Origin of the sequence: Nostoc sp. FACHB-888 (assembly GCF_014696655.1) — a bacterium.
GTDB lineage: Bacteria > Cyanobacteriota > Cyanobacteriia > Cyanobacteriales > Nostocaceae > Nostoc.
In genome coordinates this window covers 180,025-202,196 of sequence record NZ_JACJQM010000001.1, presented here as the reverse complement: position 1 = coordinate 202,196, position 22,172 = coordinate 180,025, and the positions used below count along the sequence as shown (strand labels likewise).

General features: G+C 41.8%; 23 protein-coding genes and 1 pseudogene. 10 read left to right on the top strand and 14 right to left on the bottom strand.

Annotation, left to right across the window (positions count from 1 at the left end; all coding sequences use genetic code 11):
* Window positions 1-4 precede the first annotated feature (4 nt).
* The 3 genes from H6G26_RS00835 to H6G26_RS00825 form a co-directional block, all read right to left on the bottom strand.
* Entirely contained in the window at window positions 5-565 is a 561-nt protein-coding gene (locus tag H6G26_RS00835; protein WP_347242413.1) for a DUF202 domain-containing protein, read from the bottom strand.
* A gap of 195 nt (window positions 566-760) precedes the next feature.
* Complete coding sequence (locus tag H6G26_RS00830; protein WP_190727449.1) at window positions 761-1,426, bottom strand: hypothetical protein; 666 nt, start codon at window positions 1,424-1,426, stop codon at window positions 761-763.
* A gap of 80 nt (window positions 1,427-1,506) precedes the next feature.
* Window positions 1,507-2,217: a cadmium resistance transporter gene (locus tag H6G26_RS00825; RefSeq protein WP_190727448.1), complete on the bottom strand. Its 711-nt coding sequence runs from the start codon at window positions 2,215-2,217 to the stop codon at window positions 1,507-1,509.
* Between the two features lie 221 nt (window positions 2,218-2,438).
* Between H6G26_RS00825 and H6G26_RS00820 the strand changes: the two genes are divergently transcribed.
* Window positions 2,439-3,422 (top strand): LysR substrate-binding domain-containing protein, encoded by a 984-nt coding sequence (locus tag H6G26_RS00820; protein ID WP_190727447.1) that lies wholly within the window; start codon window positions 2,439-2,441, stop codon window positions 3,420-3,422.
* A 160-nt stretch (window positions 3,423-3,582) separates the two neighbouring features.
* On the opposite strand, the gene H6G26_RS00815 is transcribed toward H6G26_RS00820, so the two are convergent.
* The 3 genes from H6G26_RS00815 to H6G26_RS00805 all read right to left on the bottom strand — a co-directional run bounded on the left by H6G26_RS00815 (window position 3,583) and on the right by H6G26_RS00805 (window position 4,905).
* Window positions 3,583-3,951: a pentapeptide repeat-containing protein gene (locus H6G26_RS00815; RefSeq protein ID WP_190727446.1), complete on the bottom strand. Its 369-nt coding sequence runs from the start codon at window positions 3,949-3,951 to the stop codon at window positions 3,583-3,585.
* Window positions 3,941-4,255, bottom strand: coding sequence for a hypothetical protein (locus tag H6G26_RS00810; RefSeq protein WP_190727445.1), 315 nt, complete (start codon window positions 4,253-4,255; stop codon window positions 3,941-3,943). The genes H6G26_RS00815 and H6G26_RS00810 overlap by 11 nt, the downstream gene beginning before the upstream one ends.
* Window positions 4,256-4,368: 113 nt before the next feature.
* On the bottom strand, window positions 4,369-4,905 hold the full coding sequence (locus tag H6G26_RS00805; protein WP_190727444.1) for a hypothetical protein: 537 nt from the start codon (window positions 4,903-4,905) through the stop codon (window positions 4,369-4,371).
* A 238-nt stretch (window positions 4,906-5,143) separates the two neighbouring features.
* On the opposite strand from H6G26_RS00805, the gene H6G26_RS44175 reads away from it, so the two are divergent.
* Window positions 5,144-5,671 carry a protein rep gene (locus H6G26_RS44175; protein WP_190727443.1) on the top strand — a complete coding sequence of 176 codons (528 nt, stop codon included), beginning with the start codon at window positions 5,144-5,146 and terminating at the stop codon, window positions 5,669-5,671.
* On the opposite strand, the gene pdxA is transcribed toward H6G26_RS44175, so the two are convergent.
* Complete coding sequence (gene pdxA, locus H6G26_RS00795) at window positions 5,644-6,735, bottom strand: 4-hydroxythreonine-4-phosphate dehydrogenase PdxA (RefSeq protein WP_190727442.1); 1,092 nt, start codon at window positions 6,733-6,735, stop codon at window positions 5,644-5,646. The genes H6G26_RS44175 and pdxA overlap by 28 nt on opposite strands.
* A gap of 206 nt (window positions 6,736-6,941) precedes the next feature.
* On the opposite strand from pdxA, the gene H6G26_RS00790 reads away from it, so the two are divergent.
* The 6 genes from H6G26_RS00790 (at window position 6,942) to H6G26_RS00765 (ending at window position 11,749) form a co-directional block, all read left to right on the top strand.
* Entirely contained in the window at window positions 6,942-7,046 is a 105-nt protein-coding gene (locus tag H6G26_RS00790; protein WP_190727441.1) for a PetM family cytochrome b6-f complex subunit 7, read from the top strand.
* A gap of 246 nt (window positions 7,047-7,292) precedes the next feature.
* Entirely contained in the window at window positions 7,293-8,291 is a 999-nt protein-coding gene (locus H6G26_RS00785; RefSeq protein WP_190727440.1) for an SDR family oxidoreductase, read from the top strand.
* Between the two features lie 129 nt (window positions 8,292-8,420).
* Window positions 8,421-9,338 (top strand): NAD(+) kinase, encoded by a 918-nt coding sequence (locus H6G26_RS00780; RefSeq protein WP_190727439.1) that lies wholly within the window; start codon window positions 8,421-8,423, stop codon window positions 9,336-9,338.
* 315 nt (window positions 9,339-9,653) lie between these two features.
* Entirely contained in the window at window positions 9,654-10,340 is a 687-nt protein-coding gene (nblR, locus tag H6G26_RS00775) for a response regulator transcription factor NblR (protein WP_190727438.1), read from the top strand.
* A 165-nt stretch (window positions 10,341-10,505) separates the two neighbouring features.
* On the top strand, window positions 10,506-11,012 hold the full coding sequence (locus H6G26_RS00770; RefSeq protein WP_190727437.1) for a DUF192 domain-containing protein: 507 nt from the start codon (window positions 10,506-10,508) through the stop codon (window positions 11,010-11,012).
* A 509-nt stretch (window positions 11,013-11,521) separates the two neighbouring features.
* On the top strand, window positions 11,522-11,749 hold the full coding sequence (locus H6G26_RS00765) for a DUF2949 domain-containing protein (RefSeq protein WP_190727543.1): 228 nt from the start codon (window positions 11,522-11,524) through the stop codon (window positions 11,747-11,749).
* 306 nt (window positions 11,750-12,055) lie between these two features.
* On the opposite strand, the gene H6G26_RS00760 is transcribed toward H6G26_RS00765, so the two are convergent.
* The 3 genes and pseudogenes from H6G26_RS00760 to leuS all read right to left on the bottom strand — a co-directional run bounded on the left by H6G26_RS00760 (window position 12,056) and on the right by leuS (window position 17,579).
* A complete protein-coding gene (locus H6G26_RS00760; RefSeq protein WP_190727436.1) occupies window positions 12,056-13,210 on the bottom strand; it encodes an alanine--glyoxylate aminotransferase family protein in 1,155 nt (384 codons plus the stop codon).
* 1,243 nt (window positions 13,211-14,453) lie between these two features.
* Window positions 14,454-14,781 (bottom strand): annotated as a pseudogene (locus tag H6G26_RS00755) (DUF433 domain-containing protein).
* 173 nt (window positions 14,782-14,954) lie between these two features.
* Window positions 14,955-17,579 (bottom strand): leucine--tRNA ligase, encoded by a 2,625-nt coding sequence (gene leuS / locus H6G26_RS00750; RefSeq protein ID WP_190727542.1) that lies wholly within the window; start codon window positions 17,577-17,579, stop codon window positions 14,955-14,957.
* Between the two features lie 196 nt (window positions 17,580-17,775).
* On the opposite strand from leuS, the gene H6G26_RS00745 reads away from it, so the two are divergent.
* A complete protein-coding gene (locus tag H6G26_RS00745; RefSeq protein WP_190727435.1) occupies window positions 17,776-18,231 on the top strand; it encodes a gamma-glutamylcyclotransferase in 456 nt (151 codons plus the stop codon).
* A gap of 13 nt (window positions 18,232-18,244) precedes the next feature.
* On the opposite strand, the gene H6G26_RS00740 is transcribed toward H6G26_RS00745, so the two are convergent.
* The 3 genes from H6G26_RS00740 to H6G26_RS00730 form a co-directional block, all read right to left on the bottom strand.
* Entirely contained in the window at window positions 18,245-18,859 is a 615-nt protein-coding gene (locus tag H6G26_RS00740; RefSeq protein ID WP_190727434.1) for a zf-HC2 domain-containing protein, read from the bottom strand.
* Window positions 18,860-19,012: 153 nt separating this feature from the next.
* Window positions 19,013-19,669, bottom strand: a complete 657-nt coding sequence (locus tag H6G26_RS00735; protein WP_190727433.1) for a sigma-70 family RNA polymerase sigma factor — start codon at window positions 19,667-19,669, stop codon at window positions 19,013-19,015.
* A 367-nt stretch (window positions 19,670-20,036) separates the two neighbouring features.
* Window positions 20,037-20,186 (bottom strand): hypothetical protein, encoded by a 150-nt coding sequence (locus H6G26_RS00730; RefSeq protein ID WP_190727432.1) that lies wholly within the window; start codon window positions 20,184-20,186, stop codon window positions 20,037-20,039.
* A gap of 699 nt (window positions 20,187-20,885) precedes the next feature.
* On the opposite strand from H6G26_RS00730, the gene H6G26_RS44170 reads away from it, so the two are divergent.
* Window positions 20,886-21,515 (top strand): L,D-transpeptidase, encoded by a 630-nt coding sequence (locus tag H6G26_RS44170; protein WP_229561220.1) that lies wholly within the window; start codon window positions 20,886-20,888, stop codon window positions 21,513-21,515.
* 67 nt (window positions 21,516-21,582) lie between these two features.
* Here H6G26_RS44170 and H6G26_RS00720 read toward each other — a convergent pair whose 3' ends face one another.
* The gene (locus H6G26_RS00720) at window positions 21,583-22,122 is read right to left on the bottom strand and encodes a late competence development ComFB family protein (protein ID WP_190727431.1); all 540 of its coding nucleotides are present in this window, start codon (window positions 22,120-22,122) and stop codon (window positions 21,583-21,585) included.
* Between the last annotated feature and the right edge of the window lie 50 nt (window positions 22,123-22,172).

Below are 22,172 nucleotides of genomic sequence, written 5' to 3'. Positions count from 1 at the left end.
ATTATTACTCAGGGATAAGTAAACTCGATGGATCTAAAGAACTTGTAAAAACAAAATAGATTACCCCAGATCCGAGAATCATAATTGCGAGACTGAACAGCAACACCCAACGGTCTGTTGGTTCATAAGTATCTTCTTCGATATCACGACGGACTGCAAAATAATGCCCTGTTGAAAGCCACACCGTGATTAAACCCACCAGCGAGAAGACTAAACCTAGCTTCCAGCCGTTGCCAGGACGAGGTATCAAGGGTACTTGGAAGGCACGCAAACGCACGATGACGACACCAAAACCTAAAAGAGCAATCCCTGTCCGCATCCAAGCGAGGTAGGTACGCTCATTTGCCAAGTGATCTCGGATTCGGGACGGATTCAGTCGTCCTGGCTTTTTTTTATCTTTATCTTCTTCTGTAGATTTCAATTTTAACTGCATCAATAATACCCGTATCCCCAAAGCTGCTTGTATCAAAAAAGTGTGTAAATAAGAATAGAAAATCTTCTTCCAGATGACTTGCACCCAGCGCAATAGTTGCGCTAATGAAATATATTTATTGTGATTGTACATTTTTTTTAAATTCAAAATTTATTTTAATGCAGATATCTAAATAAAACAAGCCTGAGATTGAGGATAAATAAATTCAAGAAAACAGCCAAGATCAGAGAGATTTTTTCCAGTGCAGCCAGGTTTCTCCTCTGATTTTGGCTGTTAATCTATTTAAATTCAGAACAATCATTCAAAAATAGACTATACCGTTTTATTTCAAGACTGATTGCTGGGCGCATTAGGAACTCGTGTATCTATGAGAGCCTGCGATATATTTGGGATAAACCAGTTAGCTGCATTGCTGTTAATAAGTTTCACAGTAGGAACATTCAATTCAATTGCAGCAGTATCTGGATTCGTCTTAATTACCAATTGAGTTCCATCAAGTATCTTGATAGCAGCCGGCCCTGTCAATTCTTGTCCTTGCCCATTTGGACTAGAAGTGAAATTTGCTACGTTGACATCATTCGGTAGATAGATGCCATCACAATCCCATTTATTTTGAGTAGTTTGACTAGGCGCTAAAAAATAAAGCTCATTATCGTATGAGGATTTTTCATCGTCATCGTCAGCTTTTGGGTTTTTGCCGTAGACCCCTAGAGTTTTACTTGTTTCGTTACGACATTGCCCCCAGGTATTTCCTGCCTCTAAAGCATATTTTTGCAGTGTTAATTCATCGATTCTCTTTTGAATTTCTTCTCGTGTAAGACCTTCAAATTGAGTTTGAGCATCTTTTGTCTGAGATAGTTCGTTCAGAGCTTTAGTTACTTCGATATAGTCAGGGTTTTTGCTAAATTTTGGTCTATCAGCAAAAGAAGGTTGAGCCAAGGCTAGATTAGCAACAACTATCAAGACAATTAGCAGAGATTTCCAGATTTTCATGTTTTGATTCCTATTGATGGATAATATTTTTTGCAGTTTTGAATTAAATTTGACCAGAAAATTCATGATGCACCTCCACTTTAGATACTTATTTTTTCTTTATCTTCATTCGACGGCTGAGTATTGAACCCTAAAATCAATGAAAATATATAACTAGAAACTACAGATAAAAGAGTCCAAGTAACATTTTCTGTAACAATAAATATACCTAGTCCTATCAATATACAAGGCACAAAAGTATTGCCATTCTCTGTTAAAAATTGAGCGATCGCAGGCAAGTAGGTTAATTTATAAGCGGTATAACACCATACACCTACTAATGAAAAGAATACACTTAGTATTACCAGCAGACTATCTAATTCAGAGTTGGCAAATAGTGGCACGTAGACGCTGATATTATCACTACCATTGGCAAAGGCGATCGCAGCTACATTGTATGTTTGCGGAGAGAGAAAGCTGGCAATTATAGAGGGACAAGACGGTTCGGTTTCTTCTTCGGCTTCCTCTGGTGAATCCTCTTCGCGTTTTAGTAAACTATTTACACCAATGATTATTGGCATTAAACCAAGTAGTCTAATCCAGTCTTGCGGTATAATTAGTCCACCCAAGAAACCGGGAAGGCTAGCAAGGATCAATACAGCAAAACCGAGATACTGACCAGCAACGATGTGGCGACTGCGAAACGTCTTATTGATTTGTGAAAAAAGCAACGTCAGAATGACAATATCATCGATGTTGGTAGCGCTGAATGCCGTAATCCCTGTGGTAATTGCAGTTACTAAACCGCTCATTTGTGAAAGTCCTTATTTTCATGCTTGGAAATTAGAAGTTGGGCATGGGGCATTGATTACTCCTCTGCTTCTTTTGCTCTCTGCTTGGATATTTAAGACCGTGCAGAAGCCTTGGTTTATACTTTAGTCAAACTAACCGATAGAATCAAATGCTTTTGTTTGTCAAAATGATAAACGGAAGTGATTAAAATTCTGACACCAAGCTTGTAGGGATACCATAAATGGCAGGAATGACGTTTGAGCAGCTAAAAATCTTTCTGGCTGTGGCGCAGCACTTACACTTTACTCGCGCAGCAGAGGAGCTTTATATTACACAACCTGCCGTCAGCGCAGCAATCCACAACTTAGAGCAAGAATACGGTGTGAAACTGTTCCATCGGATTGGTCGCCATATTGAGATTGCTGAGGCTGGTAAATTATTGCAAGTGGAAGCGCAAAAAATTCTCGATCAAGTCTCCTTGACTGAAAGGGGATTGCGAGAATTGAATAATCTGCAACAGGGTGAGTTGAGATTAGGGTCGAGTCTAACAATTGGTAATTACTGGCTACCAAGTAAGATTAGTGAGTTTAAGAGCAGATATCCCGGTATTCAGATTGACTGTAGCCTAGCCAATACAGAAGAGATTTGTGTTGGAACAGCAACAGGACAGTTTGATTTGGGCTTGGTGGAAGGAGATATTAAACCAGCGCTCCAGAGTACTCTAGACTATGAAATAATAGGGAGCGATCGCTTGCAAATTGTAGTAGGTCAAAAACACCCTTGGTTTGAGTCGGGAGAAATTGACTTAAACCAATTGACTAAAACCCTATGGGTGATGCGAGAACCAGGTTCTGGAACCCAGCAAAGGTTTGAAGAAGCTCTACAAAGTTGGGGAATCAATCTCAGTGAATTGAATGTAATTTTAGTATTCAATAGTGGAGAGATGACAAAAGCAGCGATCGAACATGGTGTCGGTGCAATTGGAATTTCTGAGTTGATGGTGAAAAAAGAAATACAATTGGGAACTCTGCGGGCAATTCGAGTGATTGATAATAGAGAGAGCAACGGTGCGATGCCTACGGCGGGCTACGCCTACGCAGAAATAGTTCGACCTTTTTTCAAACTCAAGCATCGTCAGCGTTTTCAAACTGCTCTTTCCAAAGTCTTTGAACAAATGTTGATATCGTCTATGTTAGATGGCTCATATCAACATGTATCAAAATAAGTTATTTAAAGTAACGTGAGTTTGACGGCTCATCTAGTAACCACCTAATTAGTTTAATAAAGGAACCTCTTAGAAATTTTACTACCCAAAACCGTCCCTCTCCGACTCGGAGAGGGACAGACTTGAACGAAAGTTCAAGGCAGGGAGAGGTTTGTGAAGCTTATACCTTCCGCATATTTCTACTAATTGGGTCAAAACCTCTAGAAAACCTTGTACTTTCATCGTAGTAAGCGCCAGTCAAATTCGCTCCATACAACTTGGCATAGTTAAGTTTCGCTCCTCGGAGATTTGCTTCATTTAGTTTGACACCGCTTAAATTAGCTCTAGTCAAGTTCGCTTTGGCTAAATTGGCTCTACTTAAATCTGCTCCCCAGAGTTTAGCTTTTGCTAGGTTAGCTCCACTCAAGTCAGATCCCCATAAATTGATTCCAGGTAAATAGGCTCCAATTAGCTTGTAGCTACTCAAGTTGATTCCTGGAAAATATCTTTCTCCTGCGGCAAAACGCCGCTTTAATTCCTCAGCATTCATGCGTTGCGTTCACCTTCCTTAGTAATACAGAAGTTATTTCTTCCCATTCCTGGCTTAGTTCTCCTTGAAACTCTGGCTGACCACTACGTTGATACCAGAAATGGGCATTGTTCAAATCGCCTTCTTTGCGGTGCAGATAAGCATGAACCCAGGCACTATCGACATCGCTGGCATTTGTAACTATTTCATGAGCTTTGCTCCAATCATCTTTCTTGTCATACCACATTGCTTGCAGCCCTTTTGGCAGTGTCTGAGGACATGAGTGCTGCTTTTCGATCAATCGCAGGAATTCCTCTGTATTCATTGATCACTACCTAACAAAAATCAAACTTCTATCTCTAAGATACTCTTCAGCTTAAGGTTAAGGAGAGAAGAGGGCAGGGAGCAGGGGGAGAAATAACCAATGCCCAGTCCCTTTCATATCTGCTTTACTGGAATAATTTCAAACTCGAAAGTACTGATCAAACGGTTATCAATATAAACCTCTATTCTATGCTTACCAAGCGGATCGCCAGGAGTGATCGTCCAAAAATTCTCAATCACACCATCTGGAGGCGACTGTGTACGCTGTGTTACAGATGTCATGCCGTCTGCTGACATTGAGAAATCTTCACCCTTATCTGTACCCCAAGTTACTGGAGGTTTTGGTAAACGCAAGACTTCGCGCCATTTCACTTCACCTTGGTAGTCTTTGAGTTTAATCCGCCATCCGTAGGCGTTTCCTTCCTGAAGTGGCACTTTTGTTGTCCGTAAAATAGTAACGTTTCCTTTGGAGTCAACTCTCTTCAGCCCGAACTCGGTGTTACTAACAGTAATCTGTTTTGTATTTGTTGGCGTAGGAAATGGTATGGCATTTTGTACCAAAACAGAAGTAGCGTTGATTGGCTCAGAACCTATCACCCCAGATATTAGCCAAGAAGAAGCTAGCACAGCAGTAGTAGCCCAAATTCTCATTAGTATGGTTTTCCTGTCAGACTTTTGGTACTTATTCAAGTAATCTGACATATTTTCCGGGTCAACGTTACCTGTGGTAGGACAAAGACGAAATTGCTTTTAGTAATTGCCACATTGAAGTCGCTTACATATTTTGGCAATGGTACCACCTTCATATTTTCCTAAATACTTTTACTGAGGCTTGATCGTATAACTTGCGTTAGTTTGGGGCGTTGATACAAACTAATTTGGTGATTTCGTGTCTGCTCAAGCCTCAGACAATAACTTTATTGCTTTTAATATATCGTCTCAAGATCAGTTTCAACAAAATCAAAATGTAGAGAGCTTATCCGAAGTTTCGCCCATAGGTAAAATTTGGGACAAGCATAGAGCTAATACTGATAAAGTCTTGCACTATGACGCTAAAGCAGACGAACATTATTTTCAGCAGTATGCTTGGCGCATGAAAATATGTTCCGAGTTGCTGGAATTTCAATTAGTACCAGACGAATCTGAAAGTATTCTCAAGTTAAAGCTATCAGATGCCCGATTCTGTAGAGTTCGTCATTGTCCGGTTTGTCAGTGGCGGCGATCGCTCATGTGGAAAGCAAGGGCTTACAAAATTCTCCCACAGGTTGTCACTGATTACCCCAAGCACCGTTGGCTATTTGTTACCTTGACTGTAAAAAATTGCCAAATTAAGGAACTCAGCACTTCCATGATTCTGTGGACAAGTTTAGTTATAAATCATGAAATAATTCATAGTTTTCTCGCCGCTAACTTTTGACTAACCAACTCAGCCGCTAAATGTATAGCTGCTTTCATACTTGTAGCATCAGCAATTCCCTTACCCGCAATATCAAACGCTGTTCCATGATCCGGTGAAGTCCGAACGAAAGGAAGACCTATAGAAGTATTAACTGCCCGATCAAACGCCATCAGCTTCACAGGAATTAAGCCTTGGTCGTGGTAAAGTGCCAAGTAAGCATCAGCAGGATTTTGTACTGAAGAATTTCCATACCAAGCTTGGCCAGGTTTAACCCACATCGTATCTGGCGGTATTGGCCCATCTAGCTGCAAGTGTGGTCTGTTTTGCCGCTCTTGCTCCAACCACGGAATTAACCAATCTTGTTCTTCATGTCCAAGTTGTCCCTGTTCGCCACTGTGGGGATTCAAACCTGCGATCGCAATTCTCCCTCTATATATACCAAAATCTTTCTCTAAGCACTCCACCAGTAAATCCAGTTTCTGTGTCAGCAACTGCGGTGTCAATGTATCAGCTACTTGACGTAGGGGAATATGTGTGGTGGCTAGTAAAGCGCGGAGTGTCCAATTAGTATGGGGCGATCGCGCTACAAATAACATCCCAAAACGGTCAACACCTGACTTTTGCGCCAAAAGTTCCGTTTGCCCTGGATAATTATATCCTGCGGCTTTCCAGGCAGATTTAGCGATCGGTCCTGTGACAATAGCATCAAATTTACCAGCGAGTGTTTGAGCGATCGCACATTCCATATAGGCAAAACTAGCCGCACCACTGGCTGCATTACCTGTTCTGGCGATAATTTGATCTTTAATTTCCCCATCCAACTGCACATCAATCACTGACAACTCGTCTGGATTTGCCAAAGGTGCTAAATTCTCGATTAAATTCAGTTTGTGATAAGCCTTTACTAACAAATCTCGGTTACCCACCACCGTAATGTCGTATTTTTTACTAATTTCCTGTTCTGCTAAAGCTTTTAAAATCACTTCCGGGCCAATCCCCGCCGGATCTCCGAGCGTCAGCACCAAACGTGGGCGACTCTTTTTGCTAAAATTCACTAAATTACTTTGATTATTTTCATACATAAAATTTATTCATAATTATTATCATTAATTTTTTCTCCATCCCCCTCATCTTGCGCTCTACAGTAAGGATTGCCCCCCAAGCGAGTAGGGATTACTTGCTAAACTAGTTTAAAATTATTTACACAGGTCTAATCCTACAGCAACAATTCAAGAGCTTCTGTTAGACCTAGTTTACACATACTATTTGCATAAGGAGAATCACACCAATGGGCGGCGAAATTTTGAATGCAGCTATATTGTCCTTCGGTTTAATCTTTGTGGGCTGGGGTTTAGGCGCATTGTTACTGAAAATTCAAGGCACAGAAGAATAATCCTTCCGGTAATTGGCTATTGAGAGGGAAGAGGTTTTCCTCTGCTTTGAAAAATTCTGTTCGCCCCAAGCTGGCGTTCATACTTCTCGCTAACTGGGAAAAAAGCTTGTCCGTTTATCGGACAGCTATTTTCTCATGAGTCTGTCCATAACAAACGATTTTCTGAGAAAAGATGTAAACTTTTGTTTGCATAGGTTATTCTGATAACATTCTTTTAATAAAACATTAAAATTTATTACAACCCTCATGACATTATTAATCGTTGGTGCCACTGGCACCTTAGGAAGACAAGTGGCTCGTCGGGCAATCGATGAGGGATATAAAGTACGCTGTCTAGTTCGGAGCAGTAAAAAAGCAGCTTTTCTCAAAGAATGGGGTGCAGAACTCGTACCGGGAAATTTGCGTTACCCCGATACCCTAGCCGAAGCATTAGTTGGTGTAACCCAAGTTATTGATGCGTCAACATCTCGTCCTACAGATTCACTGAGTATCAAACAAGTGGACTGGGAAGGTAAAGTAGCATTGATTCAAGCAGCAATTGCAGCGGGTGTAGAGCGTTTTATTTTCTTTTCGATTTTAGATGCCGATAAATATCCAGAAGTGCCGCTAATGGAAATTAAGCGGTGTACAGAACTATACTTGGCTGAGTGTGGATTGAATTATACCATCTTGCGGCTAGCTGGCTTTATGCAAGGGTTAATTGGTCAGTATGGGATTCCCATTTTGGAAGGACAGCCAGTTTGGGTAACTGGTAATTCTTCTCCCATCGCCTATATGGACACTCAAGACATTGCTAAGTTTGCTATTCGAGCATTGAGTGTGCCTGAAACCGAAAACCAAGCTTTTCCTGTAGTCGGGACTCGTGCATGGAGTGCAGAAGAAATCATCAACCTGTGCGAACGCTTATCTGGAAAAGACGCCAGGGTAACACGGATGCCAATAACCTTACTGCGCGCTGTGCGGGGCTTAATGCGGTTCTTTCAGTGGGGATGGAACGTAGCAGACAGGCTAGCGTTTACAGAAGTATTGGCTAGTGGTAAACCGCTAAATGCCTCAATGGATGAAGTATACACAGTCTTTGGTTTAGATCAGCAACAAACCACAACTTTAGAAAGCTATCTACAAGAGTACTTCAGCCGAATTATGAAGAAGCTTAAAGAGGTAGACTACCAGAAAAATAAAAATAAAAAGCAGAAACCTAAAAAAACTCCTTTTAAACAGTCTTCAAAAGCCAATAGTCAATAATCATTACAAAACAGACATTAGTCGTTAAACTTTAGACTCTGGATATTTGGCTCTAAATTAATGACTACATGACCAAAATGTGTAAGGATTACATAATAAAGAGCACCGCCTAAACTTGGATATTTGAGTGTGCCGAAAGCAGGCATTATCTACAATGACGTTAAACCGATAGCGGGCCGTGTCGCTATCGAGTTGAAAGACAAGCTAACCACTGCCGGTTGGGATGTGTGTATCACATCGAGTATCGGTGGAATATTGGGCTACTCTAACCCAGATAGTCCTGTATGCCATACCCCCATTGACGGTCTGACACCCCCTGGTTTTGACTCAGATATGGAATTTGCAGTGGTGTTAGGGGGAGACGGCACTGTTTTAGCAGCGTCTCGTCAGGTAGCCCCCTCTGGTATTCCACTGCTAACAGTGAATACTGGCCACATGGGATTTTTAACGGAAACCTTCCTGAATCAACTGCCCCAAGCACTAGAACAGGCAATGGGGGGTGAGTATGAAATTGAAGAACGAGCCATGCTCACCGTCAAAGTGTTTCGGGGAGATTCTGTGCTGTGGGAAGCCCTGTGTTTGAATGAAATGGTTCTGCACCGCGAACCTTTGACCTCTATGTGCCATTTTGAAATTGCCATAGGGCGTCATGCGCCAGTAGATATTGCAGCAGATGGTGTAATTGTTTCTACGCCTACTGGTTCTACAGCTTACTCGTTAAGTGCTGGTGGCCCAGTTGTCACCCCTGGCGTACCTGCTTTACAGCTAGTACCCATTTGTCCCCATTCCCTAGCTTCTAGAGCATTAGTATTTCCAGATACTGAATCGGTCAACATTTACCCAGTCAACATTCCTCGGCTGGTGATGGTGGTAGATGGGAATGGAGGGTGCTATGTACTACCAGAAGATAGAGTATATATGGAGCGATCGCAATATAGTGTCCGATTTATTCGCCTGCAACCGCCTGAGTTTTTCCGAATTTTGCGAGAAAAATTAGGTTGGGGTTTACCACATATTGCTAAACCAACTTCGGTAGAATTGCCTTAGGGATTGGGCAGGAGGCAGGAGGCAAAAGGCAGAAGTTTTTGAATTTTGAATTGATTTCTCCCTCATCCCCCACTCCCCACTCCCCAACTTACTGATTTCCTTCCAGAATTACTGGTGTAGGAATGGTATTTGGAGTTAGTTATTAAGATTGCATCGGAGAATTCGATGGCTGACACCTGAACGTGCTAAAAGATTCTTAGCAGCGTGTCAAATCAGGATTGCTCCATCACTAAAAACTTGTAATTGCACTTTAACTGATGTAAAGATTTTCTCTGGAATATCTTTACAATTCCAAATCCAATATCCCAAATTGTTATGACAGTTGCTCCAAGTCCCTGTGTTTTGGTGATTGAAACCGATGAGAGCCTTGCAAATCAGCTTTCTTGCGATTTGCAAGAAGCCGGCTATGAATCAATTTTGGCTCATGATGCAACCAGTGGTTTACAACACTGTCGCGATCGCCAGCCTGCTTTAATTGTTTTAGACCGGATGCTAGCAGGAGAATCAGGACTCTCATTGTGTAAAAATCTGAGAAGCACTGGTATGCGATCGCCTGTATTGATTTTAATGGCAAGGGATACAGTCGATGATCGGGTAGCTTGTCTAGAAGCTGGAGCGGATGATTACATCCTCAAGCCTTACCGCTCAGAAGACTTTTTGAAGTTGATTCGGCTCTACTTAAAACCTGATGTGGATACCACAGAGCAGTTACGCTTTGGGGAGCTAATTTTAGATATCGCAACTCGCCGTGCTATACATGGCGGACGGGCAATAGACTTAACAATGAAAGAATTTGAACTATTAAAATTCTTAATGGAACATCCCCGTGAGGTGTTAACCCGCGAACAAATTTTAGAAAACGTTTGGGGTTATGACTTTCTGGGTGAGTCGAATGTAATTGAAGTGTACATCCGCTACTTGCGCCTAAAAATTGAAGATGAAGGTCAAAAGCGCCTCATTCAAACGGTGCGAGGCGTAGGGTACGTTTTAAGAGAATCTTAGTACAACTGTAGCGAAAGTTTGCCTACCTTTAATAAAGGGATTTCGCCCCAAGTCTTGTTAATTGAGGTTAAAAACGTCTGTGGATTACAGGACAAATAAAAGCCGTGGGTTTTCTAGCTTAAATTCTGTAAAATTGAAATCTAAATTACAAAAGCAGAAATAATTATGAGTCATCGACTAAGTTTGCTCTCAATTTTGCTGAGTATTTTTTTGATGGGCTGTTCTGTGCCAACAACAGCTAAACCTCCCATCCCCACGTTTGGTTCTCAAACTCCAGCATCAGAGAGCTTAGGTCAAACACTACCGATTTCTGCTAAAGCCATCCTTCCTAATGGCACAACGATTCAGCTAGAAGTGGCAAAGACACCACAACAGCAAGCGATGGGCTTGATGTATCGGCCAGCTTTGCCAGATGACCGGGGGATGCTATTTGGATTCCCTTCACCACAACCAGTTAGTTTCTGGATGAAAAATGTACCTGTGCCCTTGGATATGGTATTTTTACAAAACGGTGTAGTTAAGTATATCCAGGCTTCTGCCCCTCCTTGTACAAGTGAGCCTTGTCCTACCTATGGGCCCAAGACACCAATCGATAAGGTGATTGAACTCCGCTCTGGAAGAGCTGCCGAATTGAAGTTAAAAGTCGGCGATACCGTCAAAATTGAGTTTTGAGACTTCGGTGCTTCGCAAAGATAAAGATTTGGATAGTTGCTCTACCCAAAGCCTATACTATCGGGAATTATGTTTTTTTTGTAAAAAATGTCACGTCTTGTGGTGAAAAAGTCATCTGTAACGCTACTATTTAAAAACTGTGGTAATAATGTAAAATTTTCCTGTCTCCAACCTGAAATTGCGGTCTTAAGGTTTGGCAAAAATATTCCCTTGGGCGTAAGTGTAAATAGTCGCCAATAAGAGAGTATAGGCTATGGAATCTTTGTTACTACATATGTAATTAAATAACGCACAACAGTAAACAAGATGGAGCCAATTTAACTAAGTAAAAATACTGCTTGAAAATTGAGCAGATAATTTGTACAAAAATTTCTATATTCTTAGACCTTCTGTGAGAAGTCTCTTTATGAAGGCAAATCAAAAACACTGTGCTGGGATGTATAGCCGAGAACGGCACAGTGACAGATAAAATACTGGCTACTGGCTACCGAGCAATGGTGAATAAATATATGACAATACATTCTACACAAGGAGGTGAGATACAAATGTCACCATCAAAATATTCTCGACTGATTCATTTTTTGCAAGAAGATTTGGCAATTTCCACAGCATCACTGGCGGTGGCGCTTCGGCATCGGGAGCAAGACCCAGGCCCTTTGGCAATGATTCTTTGGCAGTATGGGTTAATTACTTTAGAGGAATTAGACCAAATTTATGATTGGCTGGAGACGGCATAGATAATACCAATTTTAGATTTTAGATTTTGGATTAAAAGTCTCTACCATAAGGCTAATATTATTTATGCCAATTTGGTATCATCATAAGTTACCAAAGTTAGTCTTGTTTAGTATCAAAGATGGTGTGCGATTGTCTTTAGAGCAACTTGGTATCATTTAAGAGAATTGAAGGATGTCATATCCACTCTACCTTGTACAAAAGTTGATATATAGGTCTATTGACTCTTGGTGTTTCTACTCATTTATACACAAATTAAAAGAGCGAGTTAATAATTTAACTCGCTCTTTTGATTTAATAGTAACTACTTAAGACTGACTAAACACTCTAACTGCTGCCGCTATACCAGCTCCGGGTGTGAAGTCTTCGTAGCCAAGTTCTGCTAGGGTAACTTCTAAGGATGCTATACAGCTAAGGATATCGCGATCGCTCACAAAGCCTAAGTGACCAATACGGAAAATCTTATTACTCAAATGGTCTTGACCACCTGCTAGGGCAATATCAAAGCGTTTTTTCATCAATGACCGAATCTTATCAGATTCAATTCCCTGTGGTGCTACAGCTGTAATTGCTGGACTAGCAGAACTATCTGCTGCAAACAGGGGTAAATTTAACCCTTGAATGGCGGCGCGGGTAGCATTTTTCAGCCGTTCATGTCGAGCAAATATTGACTCCAAGCCTTCCTCTTTCATCATTCGCAACGTGGTGTGCAGCGCTACAATCAAGTTCACAGGCGGAGTAAATGGAGTTGTATTTTTGGCTGTGGCTTTGCGATATTTGCCTAAGTCCAAATAATATTTCGGTAACTTCGCAGTTTTGTAAGCTTCCCAAGCTTTGGGGCTAACAGAGACAAAGCCCAATCCCGGCGGAATCATATAACCTTTTTGGGAACCGGAGGCGACTATATCCAAGCCCCAAGCATCCACAGGTAGATTGAACGCACCCAAGCTCGTCACGGCATCAACGATAATTAAAGCTTCACCGTGTTCTTTGACGTGGCGGTTGATGGTTTCTAAATCATTCAACACACCCGTCGAGGTTTCGCTATGGGTAATGATTACGGCTTTGATTTGCTTTTGGGTATCTGCTTGGAGTTTTTCGGCAAATACTGCGGGGTCTAAGGGTTTTCCCCATTCCACCTTAACTTCTTCTACATTCAAACCGTAGGCTTGGCCAACTTCTACCCAGCGTTCGCCAAATTTACCATTAGAACCAACTAAAATGCGATCGCCTGGAGAAAGAAAATTAATTATTCCAGCTTCTACAGCACCCGTACCACTCACATTCAGTGTCAGCACATCACTTTGAGTTTGGTGTAGCCACTTGAGGTTTTCCGTCACCTCTGCCAATATGTTGCTAAATTCACTGGTGCGGTGTCCAATCGGATGCTTGGCTAATGCCAGTAAGGCAGCTTCTGGCACCGGAGTTGGGCCTGGAATCATTAGCATCAGCTTATCGTTCATGTTTCTATCCTAAAAGTCAAATAAAAGTCAAAATTGTGGAGAGTTGGTTCGGTCTGATAGCAAATTCTAGATATTCATCTACAAATTCCACTCAGTTCGTTACCAGCCTTGTTGTATATTTTCCAAATTCATAGGAAAAGTATCGTATCGTGGGAGTTAATTAACGGTCAGCTTGACCTTTGCAATTTATACCAGACTCCAACTCAAATAAAATAAAACCTCTGTTCCAGGCAATCTTACCACACACCTAGACAACAGGTTAAGGCGTTTGCTCGTAGGAGAGCGGCTATTTTAACCAAAGGTGAAACGTCTATCTAGATGAGGCACAGGTATAATAAATTTTTAAATCTTACCCATAATCCGCCTCAGTTGTTTTTATATAAACACGCGAAATCGTTTTGAATATCGCGGAAATCGCCAGTGAAAAAGTTGTGTTTTGCTTCAAGGAAGGAGGTAACCGCCTACACTATGCGGAAGGGTTGGATGTCGCCGTTTGCTAAGAGATAGAAGATACCTAACCTAAACTTTTCAATTTGCTTGGGTCGAGCATTTGTTCTTCGACTGCCATCCTCTAAAGAATACTTTTATCCATTGAGGTTCTGATAATTTATTTCACTCAAAATCGCTTCGATGTCAATATTAAAGGCTTATCTGGCTTACTCAATGACGATTTTCTACTGATGCTTTCCGGTTCGTTTGCTGCCAATTTTGAGATAATTATGCTGCTACTTGCTGCACATTTTGAAACTGTACTCAGTGGTAGGCGATAGCTAATGAACTATAAGTTTTTATACTATACTTAGAAAATTGCTACAATCGTGCTTAGTCTTGTTAGTTACTATTCATGATGAGTCGTTTTTAACTAGTGTTCAGTTTATAAACTGTCACTCACCAGATCCCCGGTATTCTTGCAAAAGAGATATTCTTAGTTAGTGCAAGGAGTGATACCATTTCACCACATGTTTGTCACAAGTTATCCCCGCAATGCTCCCTGATAAGGGGGCGTTGCAGATTTCAAATGTTGCATCAAACGAGTGAGTTGGTATAAGCTTTTACGGGGAAACGCTTGAGTGAGCAAAACTCTCAAGCGTTTTTTCGTGTATAAATAAAATAGTTTAACTCTCTGGAAGATCATACAGATGTTTTTAAATACACATATACCAGAGAGATAAATTACTGTTATAAAAATTGTTGCAACACATACTTACGGAAACTGCTCACCTGGGTAAAATCGTACCATCGACTAGGCAACCTCATTACGCTCAATTGCCAATTCGATTTCATCAGGATGAGCTTCTGCATATACCCAAGCATTAGCTAAATCTGTAGCTCTAATGCTTGGATAGCTCGTCAAAAGGTCAGCATCACTATATCCAAGACGGCGAGCTTCCACAAGTACCCAAACGGGAATACGAGTTTTAGTAATGCAAGCTTCTCCACCACAGACTCTAGGAGTTTTTTCAATTCCTTGCCAATGGTTGCCGAGACTTTGAGCAAGTAAATGTATAGCCTGCAATTTTTCACGCTTGTCTGAGGGCAAGAAGTTGTTGTTCTAACTCTTTGAGTGTCACGGATGTAAATCCTCTGATGTTTGGCCAGGCTATATTTACAATTTTATCGATTGCTAAGTACAACATTTAATTAATTCGTAGTGAATTGTCTGCGTACCTCTGCGCTTCCCTCTGCGCCACTTTGCGTTTAAATTTCAACCCTCAATTCGCCAAGATTTTATGCAAAGCTGTACTTAGCTAACTACAAAATTTACCAACTTTCCAGGCACGACAATTACCTTTTTAATCTCCTTACCTTCGATGTAACGTTGGGCAATTTCTGATTCACGGGCATATTTCTCCAACGCTGCTTTATCTGCTTGTGCTGGTACTTGAATGGAGCCGCGAGTTTTACCCATAATTTGAATTACTAAAGTAATTTCATCAGCTACTAAAGCAGCCGGGTCAAATGACGGCCAAGTTTGAGTATGAACTGAATTACTTTCACCCAATAAATGCCACAATTCATCAGCAATGTGTGGTGCAAAGGGTGCTAGTAATACCACCAAAGTCCGGATACCTTCTGCGTAAATTGGTGAATTTTTTCCATCGGCATCAGTTAGAGCGTTACTTAACTTCATCAATTCTGAAATAGCTGTGTTGAATTGATATTCGTCCTCAACGTCTTCTGTTACCGCTTGAATAGCCGTGTGAATCGCCCGCCGCAATTCTTTTTCTGCCTTAGTTAAATCAGCGAGTTGGGCTTGCTTACGTGATACCCCAGCTGCAACATAATCTGTCACCAAACGCCAAACCCGATTTAAAAAGCGGAATTGTCCTTCCACATCGGCTTCATCCCATTCCAGGTCTTTTTCTGGCGGCGCTTTGAATAAGATGAACATCCGCGCTGTATCTATACCGTATTTGGAAATTACATCTTCTGGGGCTACACCGTTGCCCTTTGATTTAGACATGGTGGCGTAGAGACGTTGCAGTGGTTCGCCTGTCTGGGGGTCGCGGGGGTCGGCTGAATTTACCAGATTAGAAGGAATCCATTTATCTTTGCCGCCTTTGTTGGGATTTAGGTAAGTTAAACCCTGTACCATACCTTGAGTTAACAAGCGTTGGAAGGGTTCATCAAAGTTTAACAAACCGCGATCGCGTAGTACCTTAGTAAAGAAGCGCGAATACAATAAATGTAAAATTGCGTGTTCAATACCACCTACATACTGGTCTACTGGCATCCAGTCGTTAATTTTGCTGGAATCGAAAACCTGTTGTTCATTTTTAGCGTCAGGGAAGCGCAAGAAATACCATGAGGAATCAATAAAAGTATCCATCGTGTCGGTTTCTCGCTTCGCAGGAGTGCCACAAGTCGGACAAGGCACATTTACCCAATTTTCCAACTGAGTCAAAGGTGAACCGCCACGTCCAGTAAATTCCACTTCTTCTGGTAACTGTACAGGCAAATCTTTATCAGGTACTGGCACTATCCCACAGTTGGGACAGTGAATTACAGGTATCGGTGCGCCCCAGTAACGCTGCCGCGAAATTAACCAATCCCGCAAGCGATATTGCACCCGCACTTTACCAAAACCTTGTTGTTCGGCGTATTCAATTATTGCTTGTTTAGCATCTGTGGAAGTCATACCAGTAAAAGCCCCAGAATTAATTAAAATTCCTGGTTCAGTGTATGCCTGGTTATATTCAATTTGGATGAGTTGTGTGACTTCATCAATCCCTGATGCTGGAGTTAAGTCAAAACCTGCAACATCATCTGGGGAAGCAATAACAAAATCAATTGGCAAATCGTAATTTTTAGCAAACTTAAAATCCCGGACATCGTGTGCTGGTACACCCATCACTGCCCCAGTACCATACTCATACAGTACATAGTCAGCAATCCAAATCGGCACTTCTTCTTCTGTAAATGGGTTAATTGCCACCCCACCTGTGGAGATACCGCGCTTTGGTTTGTCTTCAGAGGTACGTTCCAACTCACTTTGATTGGAAACCTCTTTAATAAAAACTTCTACCGCCGCTTGTTGTTCTTTTGTAGTAACGCGCTTTGTTAAGGGATGTTCTGGCGCTAACACTAAGTAGCTAACACCATAAACGGTATCTGGGCGTGTGGTATACACGGCGATTTTTTCATCTATCCCAAGGATAGGAAATTCTAAGTAAGCGCCTGTGGATTTGCCAATCCAGTTTGCTTGCATCAATTTGACGCGTTCTGGCCAACCTGTTAACTTATCCAAGTCATTGAGTAATTCTTCGGCGTAGTCAGTAATCTTAAAAAACCACTGCCGCAACAATTTGCGCTCAACTATTGCCCCACTACGCCAAGAACGTCCTTCGTTATCGACTTGTTCATTTGCCAATACAGTTTGGTCAATGGGGTCCCAGTTTACTGCTGCTTCTTTTTGGTAAGCTAACCCTGCTTGCAAAAACTGCAAGAAAATCCATTGCGTCCACTTGTAATAATCTGGTGAACAGGTAGCAAGTTCACATTCCCAATCAATGGATAAACCAAGACGCTGCAATTGCTGGCGCATCTGGACTATATTCTGATAAGTCCACTTTGCTGGCGGTACACCACGGTCAATGGCGGCATTTTCTGCTGGCAAGCCAAAGGCATCCCAACCCATTGGGTGTATTACCCGATACCCTTGCATTCGCTTGAGGCGGGCAATTACGTCGGTAATCGTATAATTACGGACGTGACCCATGTGTAGGCTGCCCGATGGATAAGGAAACATGGATAAAGCGTAGAATTTTGGCTTGTTGTTAGCTGTAGGTGTCTTATCTAAACCAAGTTCTAACCATGTTTTCTGCCATTTTTCCTCAATCGTTGCTGGGTTATATCGCGAAGAATCCACCAAAAAAACTTCTCCTATGGGGTCAGCCTGGTTGGCCTACCATGTTAACATAGCCTGTCAACAGGCTACTCACAAATTTATATTGATTTATATATAAAATAAATAATAATTACGATAAGTGCGATTGAGCATCAGTCTCATTACGCCCTAACTGCTAGTGTTTCAATATAGCGAGAGTTATTTTATAAAGTTTTAGATGGTTGAATCAAATATAAAATTATCTGATTTGGTGCGGGTTTTTGTCTATGGCACACTCAAACCAGGTGAAGCTAACTATAAAAAATACTGTACTGGCAAAGTAGTTAATGTCAAAAGAGCCTTTGTACAAGGCAAATTGTTTGCTTTGCCAATGGGCTACCCAGCGATGACGCTAGGGGATAGCCAAGTTTACGGTTATTTACTCTCTTTTTCTAACCCAAGGGTTTTAAATGAGCTAGATGTGCTGGAAAATTACCAACCCCCTAGACAACCATCAGAAAATCTCTATAATCGCCAAACTATTGAGGTTTATGAGCCACAGGCGACCTCTCTGGGTTGGGCTTGGGTTTATTTAATGGCTCTAGAGCAAGTTGAGCAGTTAGAAGGCTCCCTCCAACCTGATGGCTGGTGGAGTGGCTGTGGTTTAACCGCAAAGTACAACCATTATCTCTGAACCGTTAATGCAATTAGTTTATTTCCTGTTTGGAGTCGTGGCGTTGTGGCTGTACCGGATAGATTGGATTTTCTGGAGAAGCTACTGCTGCTTTAGGAATTTCGATTACCGGGTTATTTAGTCCCACCATCAGAGGGGAAGGTGGAATTATAGACGCTGAGGACGTTTGTATCGGTTCCATTTGTGGTCTTTGTGCCAGTTGCGGCGCTCTAGAACCAATAGGTACTAAGCCAGATACTGCACCGATTACACAAGCAGCAACGGCTGCACCTCCCGCCATCCAGTTTAAACGGGAACGGCGGCGTAAACCTGTTAATACTTGCTGAACTGTTGCTTCTGGTGACTCTTGGGCTGTGGGCACTGGGAGAGTCCGCAAGCCTTGGCGCAGCTTTAACAGTCGGGCATACAAGCATTGAACTGAGGCATCATTTGCCAGCCATTCTTCTACTTGCCTGCGTTCAGAAGCTGTGACTTCACCATCAAGGTAAGCACTCAATAACTCGAAGCGATCGCGCTTCACCATATCCATAAGACCCGTTGATTCGTTGGTATGATTGGCCATTCCATCTGACAAATCTTGAGGAAGTTGTAAAGGAGAACGGTCGTAAAACTGAGAATCAGTAGTCATCTTAACATTATACCAATTCATACACGGGTAAACTGGGCGGGAAATTCGGAGAAATTAGCCAATTTTCCTCCTCAGGGCACAAGCGATCTACATCCTGGTAATTCTTAATCAATCCTTAAATTCTCCCATTGAGCAGAGGCAAGATACTGTAAATTAGGAATCTAGATAATTCTGCAAGTGAGCTTGCAGCCTCGATCTAGCTCTGGCTATTCTTGACTTTACAGTTCCTAAGGAAACTCCTGTGATTTCGGCAATTTCTTCGTATGCCATGCCTTCGATTTCTCTCAGGACAATAGTTGTACGAAAAACTTCTGGTAAATCCGCGATCGCTTCCCGCAGTTGCTCGTAAAATTCTCTAGTTGTCAGTTCTTCCTCAGGGCCGGGAGTATCGCCAGCGATTTCCCAATCCATCTCGCCATCCTCTAAGGAGCGAGGAGCATCCAGTGACAAAGGACTCATAACCCGCTTGCGTTTCCGCAACTCATCGTAAAACAAGTTGGTGGCAATGCGGCTTAACCAGCCCCGAAATTTAGCAGGCTCTTGTAATCGGTTAATATTCCGATAAACTCGAATCCAAACTTCTTGAGCCAAATCGGCTCTGTCAGCCCAATCTGGAGCTAGGTGGTATAAAACTCTATCAACTTGACTTTGATAGCGGCGTAATAATTCTGCAAACGCAACACGATCTGGTCGCAGTCCCGCTTGACAGCGCAAAATTAAATCGTGGTTAGGGAGTTTGTCAACTTGCACTGATGCTTCTGGATACTTTGCATCAACCGTTGACCAGGATACAGAGATCGACTGACTCATAGATCGTACTGGCTCTAAATCATCCCTATCTATTAGACCTGCTAATGGCACAGAAGTTCCATGCTAAGGTGACGGATTTATGACTGGAACACTGAGGCATACAATTTTGGATACATTTATAGCAATAAGCAGAGCCACTTTTTCCTTATACTGCTGGCATAGTTGCCCTTGCACCATCAACTAATAAAGTTCCAGCAATATGCACATTTTAGTATTTTTAGCAACTGGGTATATACGCTTGATAAAAATAATTAAATCTGGTTATAAGGATGAAGATAAAAATTTTGTAATTTTAACTTCTTGATAGCTTTAAAATTCAGGCAATAATTTCTGGAAGTTGGGTTGTTGTGGTTATTATAATGGTGATTTATTTTTTTGATTTTGTTACTAGAATAGTTGCTGGTTGTTCTGGTTGTGACCCGTAGGTAGCACCATTATATTGCTCTGGTACGCGAAGTTGAAAAAACAAATTGAGGGAAAATGTAATTGTGACTGCTAGCAATAATTTTTCAAACATGGTTTTTCTCGCACCTACAGCACTAATGATTGATTGCTACATTCCAAAGGTTCCATCAGAAAGCCCAAGTATTGGCTTACAACCCCCAGAACTTTGGAGGAATGAGGTTGGCCACTTGGAGGTTTGCTGCTGGGACAATTCGCATAGTCTTAGTTTGCCCAGAGGTATTGGTAGATTTATAACGGAAATGATAAGTATTGATAAATTTTTGATAATAGGATGATGAAGACATCCAATTGCTCGGCTGGATATGTCAGGGATAAACAATAGGCAATGGCAATGGTAAGAAACGAATCTATCGGGCGGATGGTAATGTTGCTCTGTTTTGGCACAGCATTTTCATTTTTATCTTTAGCTGTCCATTGGCGCATTACTACGGCGAAAGGGTACCTTGAGAAGTCTGCATCTACTTCGATGCGGCGAGATTCGACTTTAACCAATCCTAAAGGAAGCCGCCCAGAGGAAGCCTACAAGAATCTTTCTCAAGTAAGTTTAGGGGAAATTGCACTGGGTGCATCTGTGCCTTCTAGTGAAGTCACCGAAGGTTCAACTGCCCAGAGGGCGTTTACACCAAAGTCCTCTGCTATTAAGCCTCAAACTAAATCAAAAATAATTAAGAAAAATGTAGTTAAAGCAACTGTCCGAAGTACTTCTACACTCAAGCCTTCTACTATTAAGCCTCAAACTAAGTCGAAAAGAATTAAAAAAAATGTAGCTAAAGCAACTGTCCGAAATACTTCTACACTTAAGCCTTCTACTATTAAGCCTCAAACTCAACCCCAAACCATTAAGAAGAATATAGCTAAAACCGATCTACCAACAACTAAGACGCGGCTAGTCGCGCAAACAGAAAAACAAAATCCAGTTGCGGATAGTTGGCCAAAAGCTTTATGGTCTAAGGCTTCAGCCCAACAAGTACCTTTTAATAGGCTGGCAGATGCCAAGACGCAAGTAGTGGTTGATTTAAGCGATCGCCGCACCTATGTATACGCAGAAGATGAGGTAATAGCCAGCTACCCAATCGCTATAGGTAAGAAAGGTTGGGAAACGCCCACAGGTTCTTTTCAGGTGTTCCATATGCGACACTATCCAATCTGGCGTCACCCAATTACGGGCAAAGTATTTGAGGCTGGTACGGATAGTCCCTTGGGAGACAGATGGATTGGTTTTTGGTCAGATGGACGGAATGAAATTGGCTTTCATGGCACACCTGAAATTGACCTAGTAGGAACGGCTGTATCCCACGGCTGCTTAAGAATGCGTAATTCTGATGTTCGATTGTTGTATGAACAGGTAAGTTTAGGGACAACAGTGTTAGTACGTGATTAATTATAGAGTCATTAGTCATTTGTTTTAGATTAATGACTAATGACTAATGACTAATGACTATTAAAAATTATAATTTTTGCTCAAAGTTAGGTGCGTATGTTTGGAGTAAAGCACTAACTTGGCGTACAACTTCATTGCCAGTATTTTTGCCTAAGGCTTGTCGTTCTGGGAAGAAGTTAGGTCGATCGAGGTAACGATTAATCGCCTCACTTATCTGCTGAGAAATTAAGTCTTGGAGTTGTGCCTGAGCCGTTTGGCGCTGGAAGTTAGCACCTTCTTCTGTAGTAGCATATAGAGGTGGTAGCCGATTGAGGGCGTAAGCAGCAATATCGCCGACATCTAAAGAACTTTCACTGGTAGCTTCAATTTCTGCGACTCGTGCGATCGCTTCCGTCAGTACCAATTCTTCCATAACGTTAATAAATTGTTTACGAGGTACCGCCACTACCTCGCTAGTCAATAGTGCCCCCATCAGCCGATCAAGCGCCATATACTCTTCTATTGAGAGTTCTGAGGCGTTGTCACAGATTCTACCGACTTCTGCTTCCATTGCTGGCGTCAAATAACCATCCTGGAGAGCTTGTTCTACAATCTTTTCGATACTCATAATGCTTATCATCATTTATGTTAGCCAAGCAAGGTAGGGACGGTATCAAT

Excerpts from the sequence above, each read along its gene's own strand:
- H6G26_RS00835 (WP_347242413.1), bottom strand. The coding sequence starts at position 565 with ATGTACAATCACAATAAATATATTTCATTAGCGCAACTATTGCGCTGG.
- H6G26_RS00830 (WP_190727449.1), bottom strand. The coding sequence starts at position 1,426 with ATGAAAATCTGGAAATCTCTGCTAATTGTCTTGATAGTTGTTGCTAAT.
- H6G26_RS00825 (WP_190727448.1), bottom strand. The coding sequence starts at position 2,217 with ATGAGCGGTTTAGTAACTGCAATTACCACAGGGATTACGGCATTCAGC.
- H6G26_RS00820 (WP_190727447.1), top strand. The coding sequence starts at position 2,439 with ATGGCAGGAATGACGTTTGAGCAGCTAAAAATCTTTCTGGCTGTGGCG.
- H6G26_RS00815 (WP_190727446.1), bottom strand. The coding sequence starts at position 3,951 with ATGAATGCTGAGGAATTAAAGCGGCGTTTTGCCGCAGGAGAAAGATAT.
- H6G26_RS00810 (WP_190727445.1), bottom strand. The coding sequence starts at position 4,255 with ATGAATACAGAGGAATTCCTGCGATTGATCGAAAAGCAGCACTCATGT.
- H6G26_RS00805 (WP_190727444.1), bottom strand. The coding sequence starts at position 4,905 with ATGAGAATTTGGGCTACTACTGCTGTGCTAGCTTCTTCTTGGCTAATA.
- pdxA (WP_190727442.1), bottom strand. The coding sequence starts at position 6,735 with ATGTATGAAAATAATCAAAGTAATTTAGTGAATTTTAGCAAAAAGAGT.
- H6G26_RS00790 (WP_190727441.1), top strand. The coding sequence starts at position 6,942 with ATGGGCGGCGAAATTTTGAATGCAGCTATATTGTCCTTCGGTTTAATC.
- H6G26_RS00785 (WP_190727440.1), top strand. The coding sequence starts at position 7,293 with ATGACATTATTAATCGTTGGTGCCACTGGCACCTTAGGAAGACAAGTG.
- nblR (WP_190727438.1), top strand. The coding sequence starts at position 9,654 with ATGACAGTTGCTCCAAGTCCCTGTGTTTTGGTGATTGAAACCGATGAG.
- H6G26_RS00770 (WP_190727437.1), top strand. The coding sequence starts at position 10,506 with ATGAGTCATCGACTAAGTTTGCTCTCAATTTTGCTGAGTATTTTTTTG.
- H6G26_RS00765 (WP_190727543.1), top strand. The coding sequence starts at position 11,522 with ATGACAATACATTCTACACAAGGAGGTGAGATACAAATGTCACCATCA.
- H6G26_RS00760 (WP_190727436.1), bottom strand. The coding sequence starts at position 13,210 with ATGAACGATAAGCTGATGCTAATGATTCCAGGCCCAACTCCGGTGCCA.
- H6G26_RS00745 (WP_190727435.1), top strand. The coding sequence starts at position 17,776 with ATGGTTGAATCAAATATAAAATTATCTGATTTGGTGCGGGTTTTTGTC.
- H6G26_RS00740 (WP_190727434.1), bottom strand. The coding sequence starts at position 18,859 with ATGACTACTGATTCTCAGTTTTACGACCGTTCTCCTTTACAACTTCCT.
- H6G26_RS00735 (WP_190727433.1), bottom strand. The coding sequence starts at position 19,669 with ATGAGTCAGTCGATCTCTGTATCCTGGTCAACGGTTGATGCAAAGTAT.
- H6G26_RS00730 (WP_190727432.1), bottom strand. The coding sequence starts at position 20,186 with ATGTTTGAAAAATTATTGCTAGCAGTCACAATTACATTTTCCCTCAAT.
- H6G26_RS00720 (WP_190727431.1), bottom strand. The coding sequence starts at position 22,122 with ATGAGTATCGAAAAGATTGTAGAACAAGCTCTCCAGGATGGTTATTTG.